General features: G+C 48.3%; 16 protein-coding genes. 3 read left to right on the top strand and 13 right to left on the bottom strand.

Features of this window, described 5'->3' with window-relative positions:
- Positions 1 to 72: 72 nt before the first annotated feature.
- Positions 73 to 7,056 carry a family 43 glycosylhydrolase gene (locus tag ACGHCT_RS03790; protein ID WP_390438297.1) on the bottom strand — a complete coding sequence of 2,328 codons (6,984 nt, stop codon included), beginning with the start codon at positions 7,054 to 7,056 and terminating at the stop codon, positions 73 to 75.
- Between the two features lie 240 nt (positions 7,057 to 7,296).
- Positions 7,297 to 7,842: a hypothetical protein gene (locus ACGHCT_RS03785; RefSeq protein WP_390438295.1), complete on the bottom strand. Its 546-nt coding sequence runs from the start codon at positions 7,840 to 7,842 to the stop codon at positions 7,297 to 7,299.
- A gap of 311 nt (positions 7,843 to 8,153) precedes the next feature.
- Here ACGHCT_RS03785 and ACGHCT_RS03780 point away from each other — a divergent pair, with 311 nt between their 5' ends.
- Positions 8,154 to 9,035 (top strand): sensor histidine kinase, encoded by an 882-nt coding sequence (locus ACGHCT_RS03780; RefSeq protein WP_390438293.1) that lies wholly within the window; start codon positions 8,154 to 8,156, stop codon positions 9,033 to 9,035.
- Here the strand turns inward: ACGHCT_RS03780 and ACGHCT_RS03775 are convergent.
- The 8 genes from ACGHCT_RS03775 to ACGHCT_RS03740 form a co-directional block, all read right to left on the bottom strand.
- Positions 9,032 to 9,787 (bottom strand): ABC transporter ATP-binding protein, encoded by a 756-nt coding sequence (locus ACGHCT_RS03775; protein ID WP_072849602.1) that lies wholly within the window; start codon positions 9,785 to 9,787, stop codon positions 9,032 to 9,034. The two genes, ACGHCT_RS03780 and ACGHCT_RS03775, sit on opposite strands and share 4 nt — an antisense overlap.
- Before the next feature lie 4 nt (positions 9,788 to 9,791).
- Entirely contained in the window at positions 9,792 to 10,577 is a 786-nt protein-coding gene (locus tag ACGHCT_RS03770) for an ABC transporter ATP-binding protein (protein ID WP_072849780.1), read from the bottom strand.
- 13 nt (positions 10,578 to 10,590) lie between these two features.
- Entirely contained in the window at positions 10,591 to 12,168 is a 1,578-nt protein-coding gene (locus ACGHCT_RS03765; protein WP_072849600.1) for an ABC transporter substrate-binding protein, read from the bottom strand.
- A gap of 3 nt (positions 12,169 to 12,171) precedes the next feature.
- Entirely contained in the window at positions 12,172 to 13,002 is an 831-nt protein-coding gene (nikC, locus tag ACGHCT_RS03760) for a nickel transporter permease (RefSeq protein WP_072849598.1), read from the bottom strand.
- Positions 12,999 to 13,946 (bottom strand): nickel ABC transporter permease, encoded by a 948-nt coding sequence (nikB, locus tag ACGHCT_RS03755; protein ID WP_072849596.1) that lies wholly within the window; start codon positions 13,944 to 13,946, stop codon positions 12,999 to 13,001. Before nikB ends, nikC begins: the two co-directional genes overlap by 4 nt.
- Complete coding sequence (locus tag ACGHCT_RS03750) at positions 13,943 to 15,661, bottom strand: succinylglutamate desuccinylase/aspartoacylase family protein (protein ID WP_072849594.1); 1,719 nt, start codon at positions 15,659 to 15,661, stop codon at positions 13,943 to 13,945. The genes nikB and ACGHCT_RS03750 overlap by 4 nt, the downstream gene beginning before the upstream one ends.
- A complete protein-coding gene (locus tag ACGHCT_RS03745; RefSeq protein WP_390438289.1) occupies positions 15,654 to 16,433 on the bottom strand; it encodes a class I SAM-dependent methyltransferase in 780 nt (259 codons plus the stop codon). Before ACGHCT_RS03745 ends, ACGHCT_RS03750 begins: the two co-directional genes overlap by 8 nt.
- A gap of 107 nt (positions 16,434 to 16,540) precedes the next feature.
- On the bottom strand, positions 16,541 to 17,071 hold the full coding sequence (locus tag ACGHCT_RS03740; protein ID WP_072849591.1) for an FmdE family protein: 531 nt from the start codon (positions 17,069 to 17,071) through the stop codon (positions 16,541 to 16,543).
- Positions 17,072 to 17,256: 185 nt separating this feature from the next.
- On the opposite strand from ACGHCT_RS03740, the gene ACGHCT_RS03735 reads away from it, so the two are divergent.
- Entirely contained in the window at positions 17,257 to 17,646 is a 390-nt protein-coding gene (locus ACGHCT_RS03735; protein ID WP_390438286.1) for a desulfoferrodoxin family protein, read from the top strand.
- A 109-nt stretch (positions 17,647 to 17,755) separates the two neighbouring features.
- On the opposite strand, the gene ACGHCT_RS03730 is transcribed toward ACGHCT_RS03735, so the two are convergent.
- The 3 genes from ACGHCT_RS03730 to ACGHCT_RS03720 form a co-directional block, all read right to left on the bottom strand.
- Complete coding sequence (locus tag ACGHCT_RS03730) at positions 17,756 to 19,303, bottom strand: BCCT family transporter (protein ID WP_072849587.1); 1,548 nt, start codon at positions 19,301 to 19,303, stop codon at positions 17,756 to 17,758.
- Positions 19,304 to 19,668: 365 nt separating this feature from the next.
- The gene (locus tag ACGHCT_RS03725) at positions 19,669 to 20,262 is read right to left on the bottom strand and encodes a 4Fe-4S binding protein (protein ID WP_390438284.1); all 594 of its coding nucleotides are present in this window, start codon (positions 20,260 to 20,262) and stop codon (positions 19,669 to 19,671) included.
- Complete coding sequence (locus tag ACGHCT_RS03720; protein ID WP_390438282.1) at positions 20,259 to 20,462, bottom strand: 4Fe-4S binding protein; 204 nt, start codon at positions 20,460 to 20,462, stop codon at positions 20,259 to 20,261. Before ACGHCT_RS03720 ends, ACGHCT_RS03725 begins: the two co-directional genes overlap by 4 nt.
- Positions 20,463 to 20,764: 302 nt before the next feature.
- On the opposite strand from ACGHCT_RS03720, the gene ACGHCT_RS03715 reads away from it, so the two are divergent.
- Complete coding sequence (locus ACGHCT_RS03715) at positions 20,765 to 21,817, top strand: amidohydrolase family protein (protein WP_390438279.1); 1,053 nt, start codon at positions 20,765 to 20,767, stop codon at positions 21,815 to 21,817.
- Positions 21,818 to 21,831: the final 14 nt, after the last annotated feature.

The raw sequence follows: 21,831 nt of genomic DNA, 5'->3' as shown, positions 1-21,831 counted from the left end.
TATACAAATTCCCCCATACAGCAGGCGCCTGCCTGCCCTATGGGGGAATTTCTTCTGCATAATGCAGCTATACTATCTTGTCTTAGTCCATACGCCTGAACCATTCACATAATACTTGCCAATCCAGGTATTTGAAGCCATTGCTCCGTTATCCTTTAAGTAATACCACTTTCCGCTGACCTGAATCCAGCCTGTCGCCATAGCTCCGCTGCTCTTCAGATAGTACCAGGTCTTTCCGTCCAGCAGCCAGCCTGTCGCCATGGCTCCATTACCTTTCAGGTAATACCAGGTTTTTCCGTCCAGCAGCCAGCCTGTCGCCATGGCTCCGCTGCTCTTCAGATAGTACCAGGTTTTTCCATCTAACAGCCAGCCCGTCGCCATGGCTCCGCTGGCTTTCAGATAGTACCAGGTCTTTCCATCCAGCAGCCAGCCTGTCGCCATGGCTCCGTTGGCCTTCAGATAGTACCAGGTTTTTCCTTCTGACAGCCAGCCTGTTACCATCACACCGTTGTCTCTCAGATAATACCATTGGCCTCCGTCCAGAATCCAGCCAGTTTCCATGATACCATCCCGGTTAAGATAATACCACTGGCCTCCGTCCAGAATCCAGCCGGTCTGCATATATCCGTCTTCATTAAAATGATACCACTGGCCACGGATCTGTCTCCAGCAGTTCTCAGCATATGTGCCGTCACCGTTGCTGTATTTCCACTTGCCATTCTCTGCCACCCAGTGAGGCTGCAGCTTTTTCGTCACGGTAATCTTTGCAGTACCCTGATTTCCCTTGCTGTCCTCTGCTGTGACAGTTGCAGTTCCTACTCTCACACCGGTAACCACACCGTTCTGATCCACTACAGCAATTCTGGTGTTTGAGGATCTCCATGTGAGTTCCCCTTCATAGCTGCCTGCCGCGGTCAGAGGCAGACTGCTCTCTGCGGGTATCACTGCTTCTGCAGGTGTTATCTTGATTTCTACCGGTTCCTCCACGTCACCGCTTACCGTTACCGTTGTGGTAATGGTACGGTTTTCTGGTGCAAGCTCTTCCTCTGCTGTCATATAGAGTACCGGTGTCCCGTCTGCCGCGAAGTTAACTGATTTTGCTCTTGCATGACGTCCCGGATCATCTAATCCGCCGTCTCCAGGGCCTAATTTTTGTCCTTTGGTACGGGCATGATAAACGATGACAGGATTTCCAGCCTGATCCACGGTAAAGGAATTGTGGCCGGGTCCTACCTGTGTATTGCCCAGTTCATCATTGCCAAACACTTCACAGTCTGTTGTTGTAAAGATCGGATATGGATTCTTGGTCCAGCTCTCCTGATCCAGAAGATCTGCCCCTGCATCAGCGGATAACATACCTACGCAGTACTTATCATCCACCGTAGCGCCTGAGAAGCAGAGGTAAACCTTACCGTCATTTTGTATAACCGCCGGTCCTTCATTAATATACTGTCCGGCGTTCCATTCCCATGCGAAGTCAGGTGAGGAAAGCATAACTTTTTTGCTGGTTAGCTTGCTGGGATTGGAAGGATCTACTGTGGCAATATAAATATTGGCAGAACCCGGTTTCTCGGACCATGCATAGTAGCTCTGTCCGTTTGCCTCAAAGTATGTCATATCAATAGACAACCCCTGATAATCCAGATCTCCTTCTACCAGATCCACTCTCTGCGCTTCCCCCCAGTTGTCAGGGTTCATCACTCCGCCTTCCGCTGTGCCTTCACAGGTTATAATATGCGGCTTCAAATTCCACACATTATTCTCTACCAGGCTTGCGGTAAACAGCACACACCAGGTATCCCCAATCTTATGAATCTCCGGCGCCCAGATGTACCTTCCCTGAGGATGATCTTTTTCATCCCAGATGACGATCTCTTCCGCATCCTTTAATCCATTGATGGTCTTTGCTGTTCTCAGCACAATCCTGTCATATCCTTCCGGATCGTTCACCTTTCGGGTTGGATAAGAAGCTGTGAAATAGTAGCAGTCATTTTCTTCATCGTAAGTAACACAAGGATCGGCGCGCTCCTCAATCAGAGGATTGAAGTATTCTGTCTGGGCTACTTCTCCTGTCACCTCATAAGTACCGGGTATATTCAGGTTTACACCGTCGGTATCCCATTCAACAGCCATATCCTTGGAGGATCCGTCACTGTAAGAAGCAGTTACCTTAGAGGGCAGTTCAATCTCTCCGCCTTTCTCTACCGTCACCCCATCCACAGAACTGATTCCGGTATTCTTAATTCTGCTGTATTTGTTTGTCACTGCATCGTATTCTGCCTTTGTTACTTCGAAAGCATTAGACTCCTCTTTTACTGCATTCCCCGGCAGAGTCTGCGTGATTCCGAATAAGCTGTCCGGCTTAGCCGCTTCTTTTGTCTCACCAAATACAGTAAAGTCTTTGGTACCTGTCACATAGGATTTTCCGTCATTTCCATCCCAGTAGATCTTATAAGTTTCTGTAGATCCATCGTAGATACACACCGGATTCTTCACCTTTTTGCCGGGCGCCAGTTCTGCCTGCTTCTCATTGGTAAAGCTTATCAGATCCTCGGATTCATAGAGCAGTACGGAACTGCTGTCGTTATTGACAGATGCAATCAATCCATAGGTTCCGTCTGCCTTTCTGAACAGGCTTGGGGAACCCATCTGGGTGCCGCCGTTTCCATAAAGAATGGCTTTCCCGTTATTTAATGCCTCATACGTTCCGTCCTTCAGAGCTGCCAGGAACAATGCGTCGGAACGCTGAGTATTCCCTGTTGTCACATAAGTGAGCAGGGAGCTGTACTTCTCTACCACAACCAGTTTGAAATCCCTGCTCGCACTTGCCTGATTCTGTGTCAGAGTTGCGGTAAGAGTAACTTCCTGATTGCCCTTTCCTGCCTCTGGTCTGGTAACCGTCCCGTCCTTCTTTATAAGCTCGCTGCTGGAACTCCATGTAATAGAGATGCCGTCAATGTCAGCGGGAAGTTTCAGATTAGAGGTTACAAAGTACGTATTCAGATCAATTTCCTGTGCTTTCAGCATCAGATCCTTGGAGGGATCATTTTCTAATACTGTAATGACAAATTCTTTTGTTACACTCTGCTCCATGTTAGTAACCGTTGCTGTCAGGGTAATCTCGGCGTCGCCTTTTCCTTTGGCAGGGCGGGTTACTGTTCCGTCCGGAGCGATCACATTCTCATCCGAAGAGGCCCATGCAATCGTAGAACCGTATGCCCCCTCTGTTATAAGCGTGATGTCATCCACAACTGTGGTCTTGTCCATCTGGAGTGCCAGTGCATCCAGTTCCGCCAGGCCTTTTCCATATTCCTTGCTTACATCATCCTGGGTCCAGGTATCTGCAGAAACCTTTACGTTGCGCACCTGTCCTTTGTAAAACATGTCATTATAGGAAGAACGCCCGATATAAGCTGCCAGATCCTCCCCAAAATCACTTACATTTCTGGCTGTTTTTACAGATCCAACTTTTTCACCGTTAAAATATGCGGTAATAAATCCTGGCTGGATTACGGTTGTATAGAGCCCCCAGGAATCATCCGTCACAGGACCGTCCACACCATTCTTACCATCCGTTGGAGAGAATCCATACTCTGTCATATACGGCTGACCGGCATTCACACTGTTGGTCACCACGGATTTCATTCTTCCGCCTGGATTGCAGGGGTTCAGCAGCCAGTACTGAAGGGGAAGGCTTTCTGTTGTTCCGAAGAACATAGCAGCATAATTTCCCTTTCCTGTCTGGTTTTTCAGCCATACGGAAATTGTCAGAGTATCCTGGTTGTCGAACATACCGGTAGGAAGCTGTACATACCCGGCACTGCTTCCTGCTGCTCCTCCCGGAAGCGTCAGGGTTCCATTTTGAACAGAAGCGCCTTTTCCTTTGATCTCACCGTCATTTCCTTTTCCGGACATATCTTTGACAATATTGCCTTCCACGCTTGAAAAATCATAGTTCAGAATCAGTTCCTTCTCGTCAACGATAGGATCGCCTTCCACAACCACCTCTACAGAAACTTCTTTGTTCTCCGGAAGCACAGCCTCATCTGCTGTCATATCCAGAATCGGAGTTCCGTCTACAGACCAGTAAACTTCACGGATGCCTGTATGACGTTTTCCCCCGCTGTTCTGGGGAAGGGCGTGGTATACGTTTACATAATTGCCGTCCTCATTCACGTAATAGGAGTTGTGGCCGGGACCATATTCTCCGGGCACGGATTCCGACAAGAGAATAGGATAATTGCTCTTCTGCCAGCTGTCAGGATTCAGCATATCATCTGCATTGGTACAGGTAAGCATGCCGACACAGTAGGAAGGATTTACTCCCGCTCCTGAGAAGGTGATAAAAAGCTGTCCTTCTTTATTGCGGATTACGAAGGGTCCTTCATCCACCGGTGTGGTATTTCTGTCCCATCCATAATCCGGGGCACACAGCCTTACAGGATCGCTGGTGAGCTGATAAGGTTTTTCCGGATCTATCGTGGCAATCATAATATTCGAAGACCATGTAGGATTAATCCGGCGCTCTGCCCACACTACATAGGAGACACCGTTCTCCTCTATGTAAGTCATATCCAGTGTAATCCCCTCGCTGTACAGGGCACTTCCATCTTTTCTGACCACCCGTACCGGCGCCTCCCAGTTGTCCGCGTTGGTGGGATCTGCATCCGGTGTTTTTAACTTCATCAGTCTGCACTGTACCGCATTCCAGGCTCCATTGGTAGAAGCCGCAAAGAATATATACAGTTCCCCATTTACCACATGCAGTTCCGGTGCCCACAGGCTTCCGGACATATCACCGCTGCTAGTTTTGTTCAGAATTAAATGATCCTGGGCATTCTTCAGTTCACTGACCGTTTTTCCGCTGCGGATATACAGCTTGCCCTGTCCGTTTTCGTCTGTGGCAATAAAGTAGTACATACCATTGTAATATAAGATATTAGGATCTGCCCGATTCTGAATTACCGGGAAATCCATATCGGACTGGCGGATAGTACCCTTAACCGTATAAGTACCCGGCTGCTTCCAGTTCACATCTGTCGTATCCCAGTCAACAGAACGCTGGAAAGTCTGTCCGTCGCTGTAAGTAAGGCTGGCCTTTATACCAGATAAATCAGCGGCTTCGCCCGTACTGGTGGTAACCTGCTCCTGATTCAGGGAGACACCAGTATTAACGATTTCCCCAAGACGGTTCTGCAGGCGCTCTGCCTCTGCCTTTGTGACAGGAATCACATTCCCGGATTCTGCATTAGGAATGCCAAGTTCTGCACTTGCCTTATCTGCGGCAACTCCCTCTTTCGGTGTGTCATCACAGGAAAGGCTGTTCAGATCCGCTATAGTATTGCTATATGTGTTTCCATCTTCCCCCTTCCAGGTAATACGGTATTGTTCATTTGCACCATCGTATTCGCAGGCAGGTGCTTTGATGATCCCTTCTGTTTTCAGATCGATCATACCGATTTCCTGGTAGTCAATTAAGTCCTCGGATGTGCAGAATAACACTTTTCCTGCATCCTCCGCATCTGTACCTGAAGTCTGTGCTCTCACAGCCACGATGCCGAAGGTGCCGTCCGGCATACGGAAAATGTAAGGTTCTGAGAGAATCTTGGATTCATCCCCTTCCGCATCCACATTGTATGTTTTGGCGAAAAGCAGCCCCATATTGTTGTGCAGCGCTTCGTAGGCTGACCCATCTGCACTAAGAGCAAGATGCATGCTTTTTCCGATTTCTTTATTGCTCGTGCTTCTTGTGTAGCCTGCCGCCAGAGAGGCTCCGGATTCTGCCACCTGTACCTGGAACTGTTTGGACTGTAAGCCATCTGCTCCCAGGTCGATCTGAGCAGTGAGTGTTACTTTTTCAAATCCGGCTTCCGGACCGTGAAGAACTCCGTCATCACCAAGAATAGCCGGATTATCACTGGACCAGGTAATGGCTCTTCCCTCAATGGACTCCGGAAGAACAGTGTGTTCCGAAATAGTATAGGGCAGATTCAGCTTGCCCAGTACATACCCGGAAACTTCACTCTGGGGAAGAGTGTGTACTGCAAACTCCCTTTGAACTGACTGCTCACCGATTGACAGGGTTGCTGTGAGTACAGCATCTTTTGCCTCATCTCCCAAAAACACTTCTCCGGCCGTACTGATCACGGTTGGGTCAGAGGTCTCCCAAGTAACTGCAGTTCCATTGGCGCCCTCCGTCGGCAGTTTCAGATTCCCCGTCACTGCACTGAGATCACCCAGATCCAGCTGGCTCTTGGCATCCTCCAGCAGGCTGTCAATAATGGGCTCTGTAACTGTTTCCGTGTCTTCATAGACATCCGCCACGCCCTGGGCATCCAAGGCTTCCCCGTAGACGCGGAGATCCTGGAAGGTTCCGGAATAATCCGGGTCATCCAAATAGTTGGATCGCCCGATGTAGGCTTCCAGCACATCCCCGAATTCAGCTACTGTTTTCGTCTTCTCTGCGGTTCCTACCAGTCTGCCGTTCACATACCCTTCCACTGAGTCTGGCGTCAGTACCGTGGTGTAATGCACCCACTTATTCTGATAGACTGAAGTATCATGAGCAGCTACCCCCGCTTCAGTCTCCCATGGTTTTGACTCATTGTCAGAATCCGTAAACACAGATTTAAAGAGATTGTTCGGGTTTGTTGGGTTGAACAGCCAATAATTCGTGGGAACGCGGCTGGCGTTTGCCGGTGTCCCGAAAAATAACGCTGCATAATTTCCCTTAGCTGTATTACTCTTCAGCCATACAGAGATCGTCAGATTTTCCTCTCCCTGGAAGATCTCTCCGGGCAGTTTTACATAGTCGCGCTGTTTGCCTCCCCCCGGGAGATACAGGCCGTCTGCCCCCACAGCCGCTCCGCCGACAAGTTCACCGTTAAAATCATTTCCGCTGTAATCACTGACATCCTCTGTGAGGGGATACCAGGCCAGCGGTGCTGGATTTGTACCGCCTTCCGTTTCATTCGGTGCAGCTCCTGCGGGGATGCAGCAGCCCACAGTCATAATCACCGAAAGCATCCAGGCGATCGCTCGTTTTGCCTTCTTCATGTTTTCCTCCTTTTTCCTCTTTGCCGAGATACTCCCTGCTTTCTTCTATCTGCAGCAAAGGCTTTTTATCTGCAAACTGGCAGCAGCCAGCAGACAGATCGCAGTCTATTTTGTACTATTTTATATTTTATCAGTTCGTTTTCTAATTTTCTTCGGACTACGATTGGAAAAAGGTTGGATTCTTTACTGAAATTTTAGAAATAAATTCATCCCTGTATTTGAATATCTTGTGATCAGCGCCTAGTCATCAATTCCAAAGAGATATTCCAGCTGATCTTCACTCTCGTCCAGCTGACCCTCAAGAGAATCTATCTCCCGGTCTTTTGCCCGGTATTCCTCACGTGTAATGGCACCCTGTTCATACTGTGTCTCAATTGAGTCATCCCAGACATCCAGATTGCGATCTATGGCGTCAATTTCTTTTTTGAGCTCCCGGTATTGGGCGAGCTGCTCCTCCTGGGTTCCGGCCGGCTTTGCAGTATTCACTTTTTCTGCAGCAGCGCTAACTGACTGTGCCAGTTCTTCCAGGGGAGGAAGTTCCGGGGATACCTGGGGTTCAGTCCCGGATTGCGTCTCGGATGCGCTCTCCCCCGGCTTATCTGCAGATTCTGTGCCGGTATTATCTGTCTCCGTATTCTGCTCCTCAAGGTCCGTGACTTTTTGCTCCAGCTGTTCCACCTGGCTTTCCAGCTCTTTTTCACGGCTGTCATCCCCGCATCCGCCAAAAAAAGTCACAGATACCAAAAGAGCAGCGGCGGCAATTGTACCAATTCTTTTTGCTTTCATAATAGCAGCCTCCTTTTATGGATAGTATTTTGTATTTATATTTTCATCATACAGAGAAAAGATTAAAACATTATTAAAACACCAATTTTAATCTGAATTTCATTTTTATCTAATACAATTAGGAAATCAGACAGGCTGTGGTATATAATAATCATTAATAGGAAAAGGAAAAAGAGGCTGCAGAGGGAGCACTACAGCGTAGATGCCTGTGCAGACGGGAAGGAAGCGCTGGATTTCGCAGAGGTGACAGCCTATGACATCTTAAAGTACAGAGTATTGAGGGAGAAAGCCATCGCTGGCTGACATACGATATGGCCATGACCCGTGAGACACAGGTCATCTGCTGGGTAAGAGGTGTGGCCTCCCTCAGTGCATTTTCGCAGATCAATTCCATTCTGCTTAATCTGCTATTTATCGTATGTCCCCTTCTGGCTGTACTGGCAATTATCAGTGGATATTTTGTTACGGGAAAGGCACTGAAACCTGTAGAGGCCGCCCTTGAAAATGAAAAGCGCTTCACTGCCGACGCCTCTCACGAACTGCGCACACCCACTGCCGTAATTCTGTCCCAGTGCGAGTATGCCCTTCTCCCGGACACTACCAGAGAGGAAATGACCGAATGTATAGAAGTAATACTGGGCCAGAGCAGAAAAATATCTGCCCTCATCTCTCAGCTTCTTATGCTTGCCCGGCAGGATGCAGCCAAAGAGAGGCTGGAGCTGGAACCTGTGAACATAAGTATGCTGACAGAGATCGTTGCCGGCGAGCTGGATGCGTCTGCAACCAGAAACAATATTCGTCTGAGACTGGACATAGAGGATAATCTGGTTGTGAGGGGAGATCAGAATCTGCTCATGCGCTTGATGGTTAATCTAATAGATAACAGCATTCAATATGGAAAATGCGGCGGCTCCACGTGGATAACTCTCCAGAAAAAAGGTAATTATGTGGAGGGCTGTGTGCAAGATGACGGCATAGGCATTGCACCGGAGCACCAGAAAGACATATGGAAACGTTTTTATCGGGAAGATAAAGTCAGAAAAGGAACACAGGAAACCCATTCCGGTCTGGGACTTTCTATGGTTCTGTGGATCGTGGAGGCTCACGGAGGGACAATCCGGGCAGACAGCAGAGAAGGAGAGGGAACCGCCTTTATCTTTCTCCTCCAACTGCTGAAAAAGGATACTTTTTAAAACACTGAATCCACTAATATTCTGGTATATTCCTCCCTGGGGGAGCGAATCACCTCATCCGGTGTTCCCTCTTCTATAATCTTTCCCTGATACATCACCAAAACTCTGTCGCACATTGCCTGTACCAGTGCCAGATCATGGCTGATCAGCAGATAAGACATCTGTGTATCCCTCTGAAGCTTTTTCAGCAGTTCTACAATCTGAGCCTGCACAGTCACGTCCAGTGCACTGGTGGCCTCGTCACAGATGAGAAGTTTCGGGGATACCGCCAGTGCTCTGGCAATGGCGGCACGCTGGCACTGGCCCCCGCTGACCTGATGGGGATAACGCCCTGCATATTCTGCCTCCAGTTCTGTCATCTCCAGGAGTTCCCGGATACGCACCTGGGCTTCCCTCTTTTTCATTCCCTGGTTGCACAGCGCCTCCCGGATGCCGTCCTCCAGCTTCTGTCTTGGGTCAAAAGAATCCTGAGGTGTCTGGAACACCATCTGCACGCGGGAATAAATCCGTTTCCATTCTTTTCTTCCCGCCTCCCGGATCTCTCTGCCCTCCAGCCGGATGCTTCCGCTGTCCGGCTTCTCCAGGCCCGTAATAATCCTCGCTGCAGTGCTTTTCCCGCACCCGCTCTCTCCCACCAGCCCCAGGCATTCCCCTTCTCCCACCGAGAAGCTTAGTCCATTCACTGCCATAAAGGGCTGTTTCCCCTTATAATATGTCTTTTTTACATCAAGGACCTCTAAAATTTCCCTCATATCCTCACCCCCGATTCAGACGCAGCACAGCTCCCAGAAGTTTTCTGGTATATGGTTCCCTGGGAGAATGGATTACTTCATGCTTTGTTCCGTACTCTGCCAGTTGTCCCTGGCACATGACCGCTATGTTATCTGCCATGCGTTCCACAACACCAATATTGTGGGTAACTATAATAATACTGGTCCCAAAAGTATCCCGCAGATTGATCATTTCCCTCACTACCTGCGCCTGTATGGTAACATCCAGGGCGCTGGTAGGCTCATCTGCCAGGAGCAGAGCGGGTTTAAGAATCATGGCCATCATAATCCCCACCCGCTGGTTCATGCCCCCTGACAATTCAAAAGGATAACTGTCCAGTATCCGGCTGCCGTCAGACAGCTTCATCTTCTCAAAAAGATCCATAGCTCTGCAGCGCACTTCCCCACGGCTGACGTGCTCGTGCTGGATGACTGCCTCGTAGAGCTGGTCTTCAATCTTTCGGATCGGACAAAGAGATGCCCCCGCATTCTGGAACACCATCCCCATTTCAGGGCCGCGCATCTTCCTAAGTTCCTCCTGGGTTCTATGCAGAAGATCTTTCCCCTTGTAATAGATCTTTCCCTCTGTCACAGCGCCTTCATTTCCCAGCAGTCCTATAATTCCTTTGATGACCGTACTTTTTCCGCTCCCGGACTCTCCTACGATTCCAAGAATCTCCCCTGGCATCACTTCGAAGGTTAATCCGTGCACCGCAGGAGTTCTGCGGTAGCAGATTTCTACCTGTTCCAGTTTTAGCAGCGGCTGTTTCATATCTGCATGTCCTCTATTCATAATCAAGATTTGCTGTGATTTCATAGTAATCTGACGGATGAGCTTCAAATCCTGTCACATTTGCCTTCATGGCAAAGGACATTTTTAAATGAGATGCAAAGATAAAACCTCCGTCGTCCAGGAGAATCTGCTGCATTTTCACTGCCAGCTCTCCTCTTTTTGCCGGGTCAAATTCTCCATGGAGCTGTGTTTCCAGCGCTTCCAATTCCTCATTGTAATACTTTCCTCTGTTCTTGGCAGAGTCCTTCAGACAATGGGTAGTAAAGAAATATTCGGGATCTCCGGTAGGCGCTGTCACAAAGGCACTGGCATAGATATCCCACTCGCCCTTATCCAGAAAATCCTGCTGGTTTGCCGTATTGTTTACCTCTACTTTTATGCCCATTTCTTTTAAGGTTGCCTGTGCGGATTCAGCCAGAAGCGGCAGTTCCTGACGCCCCGGATACGTGAGCCAGCGGATAACCAGAGGTTCTCCCCCTTTATCTGCGTACCCGTCGCCGTCTGTATCTGTATAGCCGGCTTCCTCCAAAAGCTTCTTCCCTTCCTCAGGATTGTATTCGGGAGCTTTCACCGATTCATTTCCAAAAGAGAAATTAGAGGGGAATATCCCCGAAGCAGGTGTCCCATTCCCCCCGAGAAGCCCTGCGGTAAAGCCCTCCTTGTCAATCCCCATAGCAATTGCCTTTCGCACCCTGTCATCCTGGAGAGCCGGCGTATCATAGTTCAGCTGCGCAAAAAATACCCGTGAGGTGTTTACAGAACTCACCTTATAACTTTCATTCTCCTGGAACAGAGGCAGACTTGCATAAGGCAGCCCCTGAGCGGCATCTATTTCTCCGGACTGAAGTGCCATGGTAAGAGTATCACCGTCAATAATCTCTTTTACATTTACACTGTCCATCTTTACCTCTCCGCCCCAATACTCAGGATTCTTCCTGAGGCTTATCTCCGTATCCGAAACATGCTCCGCGATAAACGGCCCGGTTCCAGCCACGTTTTTATCCTCTGTCACTCCATATTCCATATCAATAATTGCACCGTAAGGATCGCTCAGATAATTCAGTAGTGCAGGAACCTTTTCCTCTGACGTTATAGTTACTGTCAGGCCGTCTGCTGTAATCTCCTTGATCTTAAGATCCCCGGGAGCCCTGTCATGCACTGCCACAAGATCCTCCAGACATTCCTTCACTGCCTGGCCGTCCAGCTTTCGTCCGCTGGTAAACATAATATTATCCTTCAGTGTAATCTTAACCGTATACTCATCCACCTGTTCATAGCTCTCTGCCAGCCAGGGTTCTAATTCCATGTGTTCCGTAAATTTAAACAGAGTCTCCCCCACGCCATAACGCACCGCAGACCATCCGGAGTAATTGTCATGAGGATTAAGCCCCGTATTTCCCATCTCTACTCCATAGGCAGTGGTTCCATAGTTAAATACCTTTTCCCCATCCTGCGCCGTGGTCCCCTGTTTCTCATCCTCTCCCTTTTTATCTTCGGAATTCCCGCATCCGGCAAGAATTCCCGCTGCCAGAACAGTACAGATCAATACTGCTGTCAATCTTCTCTTCATCCTTTATCTCCTATCCACATGTTGTACTGACTGCCTGGGATCCATCACATCTCTCACAGTGTCTCCCAGCAGATTAAATAGCATTACTGTTACAAATATAGCGCATCCGGGAGCCAGAATCACCCACGGTGAAGTCTGAAGCATACTGCGCCCGCTGCTCATCATAGACCCCCACTCTGCGATGGGAGGCATGGCCCCTAGCCCCAAAAAAGAAAGGCCTGCAATTTCCATCATCATAGTACCGATATCCAGTGTTGCTGTCACCAGAACAGGCCCCAGTATGTTGGGCAGTATATGACTGAATACAATCTTTGTTCCCCCTGAGCCGGACAGCCTGGCTGCAGCCACAAACGGGGCATCTTTGATCATGAGCACCTGGCTTCTCGCCAGTCTGGCAAACTTTGGCCAGGAGATGCAGGCCAGTGCGATCACAGCATTGAGAATCCCTCCTCCCAGCACGCCCGCCACCGCTATGGCAAATACCATGCCGGGAAATGCCAAAAAGATATCCGATATTCTCATGATAAAGGAGTCCAGCTTTCCTCCCCTCCAGCCGCAGAACAGACCCACAGACGTTCCCGTGACAGTTATCACCGCAACAAGCAAAAGTGCTGAAAATATAGTAGTCTGTGAACCCATAATCACCCTGGACAGCATATCCCTTCCATACCGGTCTGTCCCCAGCAGATGGCCTCTTCCGGGAGCCTGAAGGGCCTGGGACAGATTCTGTTCATAAGGATCACAGGGAACCAGATGAGGTGCAAAAGCCGCAATTCCCAGGAGCATCAGAACCAGTGCGAGCAGAACGTACAGCTTTACTTTTTGTCTCCTCATGCAGCTCCCTCCTGTCCCAGACGTATTCTCGGATCCAGATAATGATAGAGAATATCTGTGATAAGATTGACTGCCACATAGATTACAGCCATCCAGATTACGTAAGCCTGTATCACAGGGTAATCCCTCATGGTAATAGCATCCACCGCCATCTTCCCGACCCCGTCCCACATAAAGATAGATTCCACAATGGCGGTTCCCCCCAGAAGAGATCCGATGGACAGAGCCAGAAGTGTCACAATGGTAAGCATCGACGATTTCAGGACACTAAAGTACAGGATCCTTCCCTCTCTTACGCCTCTGGCTCTTGCCCCTGTTACATATTCTTTGTTCAGCTCCTCAAGAACAGAGGCTCTCACCTGACGGGTATATTTGGATGCCATAGCAATGGCAAGTGTCAGAGTGGGAAGAATAATACTTTTCCAGCCCTGTGCATTCCCCATAACCGGAAACCACCCCAGCTTCAGTGCAAAGAAATAAATCAACAGCAGAGAAACAAAAAAGTTAGGCAGAGAGTTTCCGATAAAACTCAGGAAACGTATGAGGTAGTCTAAAAACCGGTTTTGTTTCACCGCAGCCAGAACCCCCAAAGGAACAGACAGCAGAATAGTCACAAGCACAGAGGCAATGGTAAGGGCAATAGTTGCCGGCAGTTTATGCACAAAAGTAGAGAATACAGGTTTCCCCGACACATAAGATTTACCCATATCACCGGTAAGTACCTGTTTCATCCAGACTGCATACTGTTCAAGAAACGGTTTGTCCAGCCCAAGCTCCTCCCTGGCTTTTGCCTTTGCCTCCTCCGACAGCACCCCGCCCCTGTTTGCCTCCAGTATGTCCACCGCATCTCCGGAGGCGCTGTGCATCAGCGCAAACGAAAGTAGCGTAATTCCCAGCAGTATGGGGATCAGCTGCAGGAGCCGTTTTGCTATATATTTTTTCATACAGTATTTCCCTTTTTTCCGCAAATCATAAACATAGGCGTGGGATTATAGAAGGCATCTTTTTCCAGATATATCTTTTTACTCACACCCAGGTCAATTTCAAACCTCTCCAGGCCTGTCCGCCCCAAAATCTCCAGATCCCAGGCCGGACGCATATAGGTGCTGATAGGCAGCTGACGCTTAATCTCCTCACACTCCCGCATCATCTCATCTCCCACCTCAAAATGGGCATGGTTTTCCGGCAGTTCCGAAGTGTCAGAAAAGTCTGAGGCCCCGTAATTCGCGTCAAAATTCAGAAGGATCCCTCCCGGCTTCAGCACGCGGCACCACTGGGTATAAGCTTTTTCCGCATCCGGAAGCGTCCAGGTGAGATTCCGGGAGATCACAACATCAAAGGTTTCATCGTCAAAATCCAGCGCCTCAGCATCCATCACCAAAAATTTGCAGCCCGCCTGCTGTTCCCCGGCCAGCTTTCTGGAATTTACCACCATCTCAGGCGTCAGATCTGTCCCGATCACCTCATGGCCCCGCCTGGCCAGAAGAATGGAAAAAAATCCGCTCCCGCAGCCCACATCCAATATCTTCAGTTTCTTTCCAGTCCCAATCTGCTCCTCTATCCTTTCTATCCAGCGCCTGGCCAAGGGACTGTCGAGCTCCGCCCTTCTCTGTTCCAGAAAGCTGTCACTTCGTTTTGTCCAGTACTCTGTAATTCGTTCCTTTCTGTCATCATGCCGTCTCACAATCCTGCCGTAGGCTATCATAGGCCCGTCTTCCAGAACCTGCAGACTTCCCGTCTGATAAAGAATCACCCCATCGTACTCCGCCCGGCACACCTCCAGTAGTTCCCCATCGTAATCTTTCACTGCCCCCAGTTCCTCTCCGCCCCGGATCAGATCCCCGGGCATCTTTCTGGGATACCAGAACCCCGTATGTTCTGCGGCCTGATACACAATGTCCGATACGTCCAGAGGATAATAGGTTCTGTACCCCCTCTGTCCCCGGTAAATCCCCAGACTGCAGAGAATGCTCCTCACATCCCGTTTGGTTGACTGCACCTCCTCCGGTGTCCAGGCGCCCATGCCGCCCCGTTCAATCAGGATCCCTGGGATCCCCCTGGATGCCGCATAATTATAGGCGCCTCCGGTTGACACCGTAGAGCGGACCATATAGGGAACATCCACCTGCTCCGCCATTTTTCTTGAGGCCTCCACTACCTTGGGACTGGCCTTCCCCGCATAATATACATAAGGTGCCAGCTGTTCATAGTCATCGCCGCTGTGCAGATCGATATAATAATCCGCAGCCCGGAAGAGTTCCTCTGAAATTGCCCAGGCCAGCTGCTGTGTCTCACTTCCCTGGGGATCCCCCGGGAATTCCCGGTTCAGATTCCTGCCGTCCTCCGGTCCCATACTTCCTGCCCGGTGTTCAAAGGCCCTGCGGCTCACTGCCTTTACAAGGATCACTGTTCCCTGCAGTTTCTCTGGCTTGAGGCTCTGCGAAAGCTCCACAACCGCCTGAATGCCTACATACTCCCCTCCATGGATGCCGGCTGTAATGACTACGGTTTTTCCCTCTTCTGTTCCGCGGATGACAGCAGCCGGCAGTGAGAATTCCCCTCCGGCCAGCTCCAGCTCACCGCTTATCCGTTCCCCCGGCTTTAGGGAAAGCCCCTCCAGGCAAAATCTTCTGATCGTATTTTCAGTCTCTTTATGCATGTATATCTACCTGTCCTTTACATCCCTGAATCATAAACATCGGCGTAGAGCCATAATTGAGCTTTTCTTCTTTGCTCCACACACGCCTCCAAACATCCACATCCGCCTTTATCTCACAGAATCCAATCCTGTCCAACACGCTCTGATCCCACTCGGGCCTCTGCATCCGGGACAGGGGAACCTTTAAAGCAATTTCCTCCATTGCGTCAATATCTGTGCAGAGATAGTGATCATCCAGCTGATATTCCTCTACATTTTTTCTGTCCCGCTCATATCCCTCCCGCTGGGTTTCATCGTAGAGATATCCATACCAATTGGCGTCAAAATTCAGCAGACGCCCGCCCGGCCTCAGCACCCGGTACCACTCCTGATATGCCTGTACTGGTTTCTCCAGATTCCAGGTAAGGTTTCTGGAAATAATCACATCAAAGCTCTCGTCCTCAAATTCCAGGTTCTGTGCATCCATCCGGTAAAAGGAGATACGTTCTCCCAGAGAGCCGGCATTCTCCGCGGCCTTGTGCAGCATATCCTCTGTGTAATCCACAGCCGTCACATGATACCCCGCTTCTGCCAGTATCACAGGGAAAAATCCGGGGCCTGTTCCGATATCCAGAATTCTCAGTTCCTCTTTGGGGATCTGCGGAAACTGCCCGGTAAGCGTTCCAAGCCATGCTTCCTTCTGCATGCCCTCCAGTTCTTTATGATTTACTTCAGAGTACCCCTCGGTACGGGTGCTCCAATATTCTGCAATTTTCTCCAATAATTCCGCCATAGTATTCTCTTTTTCTCCAATTTATTTTATAGAATTACTTTAACAAATCAAAAAGGGAGCCACAAGCCCCATGGGGGGATAGCGGCTCCCATTCTTTCCTGCATATCCTAAAGCCCAAATCTGTCATATGTATGCCAGCAGTCCAGACATACATATCTGCCCTTTTCTATGCGGAGCATGGATTCTGCAGTATTCTCATGGCATACTTCGCATTCATATGACTGAAAAATCATGGCCCGCTCCGGTAGCTGCATTTTTACCTCCTTCACATCAAAAAGCTCTTTGGGGGATACATTTTTTACTGTTTTCTCCCAGTCTCCTCCCCGTTTTCCGCGGTTTGTTTTCAGTACCAGCCGCACTGCCGTCCCTGCGGAGCGATTGTAAAAGGAGTACGCCTGCTTTCCCCTCAGCCGGAACAAAAGATTTCCTTTTCCCACACTGCATCCCAGTATCACCTGGATGGCATCTACTCCGCAGGAATCATTTTCCGTCACACATACCACCTCTTCATCCTCTGAAAATCCCAGTTCCAGCAGCTCAGCCGCATACAAAGCAGCCTGGTATCCAATAGCCAGCCCTCCGCACTCATGTCCGTGAAATGCTGCGCATTCCTTCCACAAAGTCTCTCTGTCTTTCATCCCAGCACCTCCTGAATTATCATAATTCTGTTACATACCTCTGATTATACACATCCTCTCTTTTTGGCCGCAAGCCTCCCCGGGGGATTAAGCCTCTTATACAGAAAAAAGAATGATTTCAAGAAAACTGCGGAAACTATAAGCGTCATCTTAATAAGACACATTATAATAAGGAGGGCTATGTTATGACCAAAAAAGAACCTGCCTTTTATGCCTGTGATAAGTGCGGCATCATGATCGAGGAGATCTGCGGTGAGAAAGAAGAATTTTCCTGCTGCGGTATTCCTCTGAAAAAGCTCACCCCCAACACATCTGACGGGGCGCAGGAAAAACATCTGCCGGTTGTAGAATGCAGCGGCAGTCAGGTAACTGTGAAAGTAGGCAGCGTGTTCCATCCTATGTCAGAGGAACACAGCATTGAGTGGGTCTATCTGGAAACAGAAAAAGGCTGCCAGAGAATTAATCTGAAGGCCGACGGAGAACCTGTAGCAGAATTTTTCCTTTGTGACGGCGACCGTCCGGTTGCTGCATACGCATACTGCAATCTTCACGGTTTCTGGAAAACCACAATCTAAATATGCCAAAAGGCAGCAACAGCTTCAATGATATTCATTGAGGTCTGTTGCTGCCTTTTCCTGTCTCTGCGTGATACGCCGCGGTTTTATTCCCGCTGCGTTCACAGCATTATTTCAGCTCATTCTTGGTCAGCTGCTTATAAAAAGATACCAGCATAAAGCAGATAAGGATCATAAACGGAAAACTAAATACAAATGACAATGACTGAACTGCAGATAATCCTCCGGTTACAACAAACATAATAGAAAGCATTGCCAGAATCACGCCCCACAGAATCTTAATCTTTCTGTCATTATTCTCCATACCCCGTGAACTCATAACGGCAACTACCTGTACACCGGCATCCGCTGAGGTCAGGAAGAACACGGACAGGGATATGATAACCAGTACAGATATAATCTGAGGCAGCGGCAGTGTGGAAAGCATGGCAAAAATAGAGGAATTGGTATCTACCACACCGTTCACAGCAATACTTCCCGGGTTCTCCAGTTCAATATGTAGAGCAGAGCCTCCAAGCACGCCAAACCAGATACAGCTGAGAATCGTTGGGATAGACATAACCGCCAGTATAAACTCACGCAGGGTTCTTCCCTTTGATATCTGTGCTATAAAACTTCCCACAAATGGAGTCCAGGTAATCCACCAGGCCCAGTAGAATATGGTCCAGTTTCCAATCCAGTTCTCTCCCGTATGGGCAGCAACCGCTCCGTCTGCATCCTGGAAGAAACTCATAGGAATCAGCTGATGGATATAAGCGCCTATGGCTTCCGTAGTACTTTTGATCAGATTAATCGTAGGGCCGGTAAACAGGATAAAAAACAGTACCAGAAACACAATAACCGTATTGCTGTTGCTCAGCTTCTTCATCCCCTTCTCGATACCCGCAGAAGAAGATATGATAAACAATACCGCAAATACAATAATGATTAAAATAGGAGTAAAATCTCCCATTGAAAAGCCAAAAACGTAGTCCAGACCGCTGGCAATCTGAAGACTGCCCAATCCAAAGGAGGTTGCAACTCCTATAAGAATCAGAATAATAGTAAAAGCGTCAATTCCCTTCAGAAGAGGCTTCTTAAAAGATTTGTTCTCTAAAAAGGGTGTAAAAACCGAACTGACCAGCATTGGTTTTTTCTGTCTGAAGTGAAAATATCCCATTGGTACAGCTACTGCCAGATAAAGCGCCCAGGGATGGATCCCCCAGTGGAAGAAGGTATACTTGAGAGATTCCACAACCGCCTCCGGTGATGCAGGATCTGCTACCGGCGGAGCAAAAAAATGGTTCAACGGCTCGGCAACGCTCCAGAATACAAGCCCGATTCCCATACCTGCCGCAAATATCATAGAAAACCAGCTGATATTGGAATACTCAGGCCGGTCAGTATCTGCCCCCAGGCGAATCTTCCCGTATTTGCTGAAAGCAATAAACAGGCAGAATGCAATAACCAGAGCAGCAAACCAGATAAAAGTAAATCCTAATTTGTTTGTCAGATAGTTAAAGATAGACGACAGCCATACAGATACGGTGTCTGAGAAGGCGATACACACAATGGATATTATCACCGTTACTGCCACAGCGATACATACGATAGAAGTATCTATCGTTTTAGCAGCTTTTGTAGTGTCAGATTTCTGTTCCGCATTGTTTTTCTTCATGAAAACCCTCCATTCTGTTGTTTCAATCCACGCTCGGTAATTACACAGAGTATGGCAGAATCTTCTATAGACGTATAAGTTATCTATGTCAGTTGGAGATGCTGATTCCTCTGCGCCATTATGTTATCGTGATAACATAATGGTAACATGAAAATCATGATACGTCAATGCTGACCCGGAATTAACGTCTTGAAAATAGAATAAACAAACATATTTTATCCTACAATTAATTCCATATTACTAATATTTCAGAAAAGCTCTTAGACTGCCGGAGACCAGAGCATCTCCGCCTGGTTATCACAGTAGCCATTTTTCTAAAAACATCCGGACCAAAGACTGAGGGTTAACACTCATCCGCAGTATTTTCACAGACTTTCTATATTATCTTTGCGGTTTTCTAATCTGCAGATTCCCTGTGTCATAGTTCCCATGGGACAGAAGGTACACCAACTCCTGGGCTTATACAGCAGCATCACAGCCAGGCCGATAATCAGAGAGGTGAGCATAAGTCCGTAAAACCCAAAGCTAAACTGAGCAATCCACGGGGAAACAGCCCCTGCGGTGTAGGTCCATCCCCAGGGTACCCGAATGGTCCACAGCAGTTTGATAGCCTCCCGCAGTCCGGCGGCCCCCGATGCCACCAGCCAGGTCTGGAATACCATATTACCGAACATTGTCATAAAAAAGAGCAGAAAACTGTAACGGAACCACTTAGAAACCATCCACTTTGGGGTGGGTTTATTTCTGGAAAGCTTCAGTTTTCCCCCAAGAAGAGCAAAGAGCTGTCCTCTCCCGCACAGATGATTGCAGAACCATTTACTTTTTCCAAATACAGCAATTAGGAGGGGCAGCAAAAAATCTATCATTCCCAGCCAGGCAAAAAGTATATTAAAGAACCCCATTGCAAAATAAATAATTGACCAGATCCAAAGATAATCATACCATTTTTTCGTTCTCATAAGGCTGCCTCCTTCTTCTGCATAATTACAGCATTGGCAGGACAGATATTGGCGCAGATGCCGCAGCCTATACATTTTTCCAGATTAATCTTTGTGTAACATCCCTTCCAGACAGTCACAGCTTCCCTTGGACATACATTCTCACACGCACCGCATGCCACACAGTTCTCCTTTATTACAGATGCATTTCTTTTTGCCACAGTTCCACATCCTCCATAGACTTATTATTTATTTGTTTAGTATATCTTAATATCCAAATATGTTCTGTAATAAAGTCACATAAGGAATGGGTTTGTGTATGCAGAGGAGCTGAAGAAGGACAAAAGCTAAATATTTGTTTGTTTTCCCCTACTTCCCAGACAGACTCTCCGGGAATGGCGGAATTCGTACAAAAACCAGGATTCTGATGATGGCAATCCCGATTTCCGTTTGCTATAATGCAGATACAAGCAAAGAAATCCAGCGCGCAGAGATTTCCATAATGAATTCAGGAGGTATCTATATGGGTTTTGAATTTAGAAAAGAATATGTAAAAGACTATGTCGCCCCTTACGGACAGGAAATCATGCACGGCAAGATCGCCCTGGAGGAACACTATGAATCTCCCCAGTGGGAGGCCACCGGGGATCCCAAGAATGAAACTGCAAGAAATAAAGAAGACTATTTTGAAGCAGTAAAAGCCAGACTGCATTCGGCCGATATCCGTATCGCAGATATGGACCGGAATGGGGTGGAGATGTTTATTATGTCCCTGACACAGCCGGGTATCCAGGAAGTGCTGGATACAAAAGACGCAGTAGCCAGAGCTCATGAAATGAATCTCTGGATTTACGAAAACTATGTGCAGAAGTATCCTAAACGTTTTAACGCTTTTGCAGCTGTCGCCATGCAGGACCCTGAATCTGCCTGTAAGGAACTGGAATTCTGCGTAAAGGAACTGGGATTCGTAGGCGCCCTGATAAACGGCTATACCATGAAAAATGATAAAAATAACGTAGAGTATCTTGATGAAAAGCAAAATTTTATCTTCTGGAAGAAACTGGTTGAACTGAATGTGCCGCTTTACCTGCATCCCCGTGATCCGGTTCCAAATCAGCAGAGAGCCTATGAGGGCTATTCGGGCCTTTTGGGTTCTGCCTGGGGCTTTGGCGCTGAGACCGCCATCCATGCCATTCGTCTGTTATGCAGCGGCATCTTTGACGAACTGCCAACAGCAAAGCTGATACTGGGCCATCTGGGAGAGGGGCTTCCCTTTGGACTTCCCCGTCTTCAGCACCGTCTGAATAACCAGAAGCCCTGCGGCGCCCACAAAAAACCATTGACAGAATACATGGAAAAGAACGTATATATGACCACCAGCGGACATTTCCATACCCGTGCCTTTATTGATACCCTCATGGAGTGCGATAACAGACATGTCATGTTCTCTTCGGATACCCCATATGAGAGTCTGGATGAGGCTGCTACCTGGTTTGACAATGTACCTCTCAGTTATGCGGACCGTATCCGCATCGGACGCACCAACGCTGCTGAACTGCTGAAATTAAATATTTGACATACGATCCGGCC

The organism is Lactonifactor longoviformis (assembly GCF_042848515.1).
In the GTDB taxonomy this organism is placed as follows: domain Bacteria; phylum Bacillota; class Clostridia; order Lachnospirales; family Lachnospiraceae; genus Lactonifactor; species Lactonifactor longoviformis.
This window is presented reverse-complemented; position numbering and strand designations above follow the sequence as displayed.

Excerpts from the sequence above, each read along its gene's own strand:
- ACGHCT_RS03775 (WP_072849602.1), bottom strand. The coding sequence starts at position 9,787 with ATGAGGGAAATTTTAGAGGTCCTTGATGTAAAAAAGACATATTATAAG.
- ACGHCT_RS03790 (WP_390438297.1), bottom strand. The coding sequence starts at position 7,056 with ATGAAGAAGGCAAAACGAGCGATCGCCTGGATGCTTTCGGTGATTATG.
- ACGHCT_RS03745 (WP_390438289.1), bottom strand. The coding sequence starts at position 16,433 with ATGGCGGAATTATTGGAGAAAATTGCAGAATATTGGAGCACCCGTACC.
- nikB (WP_072849596.1), bottom strand. The coding sequence starts at position 13,946 with ATGAAAAAATATATAGCAAAACGGCTCCTGCAGCTGATCCCCATACTG.
- ACGHCT_RS03770 (WP_072849780.1), bottom strand. The coding sequence starts at position 10,577 with ATGAAACAGCCGCTGCTAAAACTGGAACAGGTAGAAATCTGCTACCGC.
- nikC (WP_072849598.1), bottom strand. The coding sequence starts at position 13,002 with ATGAGGAGACAAAAAGTAAAGCTGTACGTTCTGCTCGCACTGGTTCTG.
- ACGHCT_RS03750 (WP_072849594.1), bottom strand. The coding sequence starts at position 15,661 with ATGCATAAAGAGACTGAAAATACGATCAGAAGATTTTGCCTGGAGGGG.
- ACGHCT_RS03740 (WP_072849591.1), bottom strand. The coding sequence starts at position 17,071 with ATGAAAGACAGAGAGACTTTGTGGAAGGAATGCGCAGCATTTCACGGA.
- ACGHCT_RS03785 (WP_390438295.1), bottom strand. The coding sequence starts at position 7,842 with ATGAAAGCAAAAAGAATTGGTACAATTGCCGCCGCTGCTCTTTTGGTA.
- ACGHCT_RS03735 (WP_390438286.1), top strand. The coding sequence starts at position 17,257 with ATGACCAAAAAAGAACCTGCCTTTTATGCCTGTGATAAGTGCGGCATC.
- ACGHCT_RS03715 (WP_390438279.1), top strand. The coding sequence starts at position 20,765 with ATGGGTTTTGAATTTAGAAAAGAATATGTAAAAGACTATGTCGCCCCT.
- ACGHCT_RS03730 (WP_072849587.1), bottom strand. The coding sequence starts at position 19,303 with ATGAAGAAAAACAATGCGGAACAGAAATCTGACACTACAAAAGCTGCT.
- ACGHCT_RS03780 (WP_390438293.1), top strand. The coding sequence starts at position 8,154 with ATGGCCATGACCCGTGAGACACAGGTCATCTGCTGGGTAAGAGGTGTG.
- ACGHCT_RS03765 (WP_072849600.1), bottom strand. The coding sequence starts at position 12,168 with ATGAAGAGAAGATTGACAGCAGTATTGATCTGTACTGTTCTGGCAGCG.
- ACGHCT_RS03725 (WP_390438284.1), bottom strand. The coding sequence starts at position 20,262 with ATGAGAACGAAAAAATGGTATGATTATCTTTGGATCTGGTCAATTATT.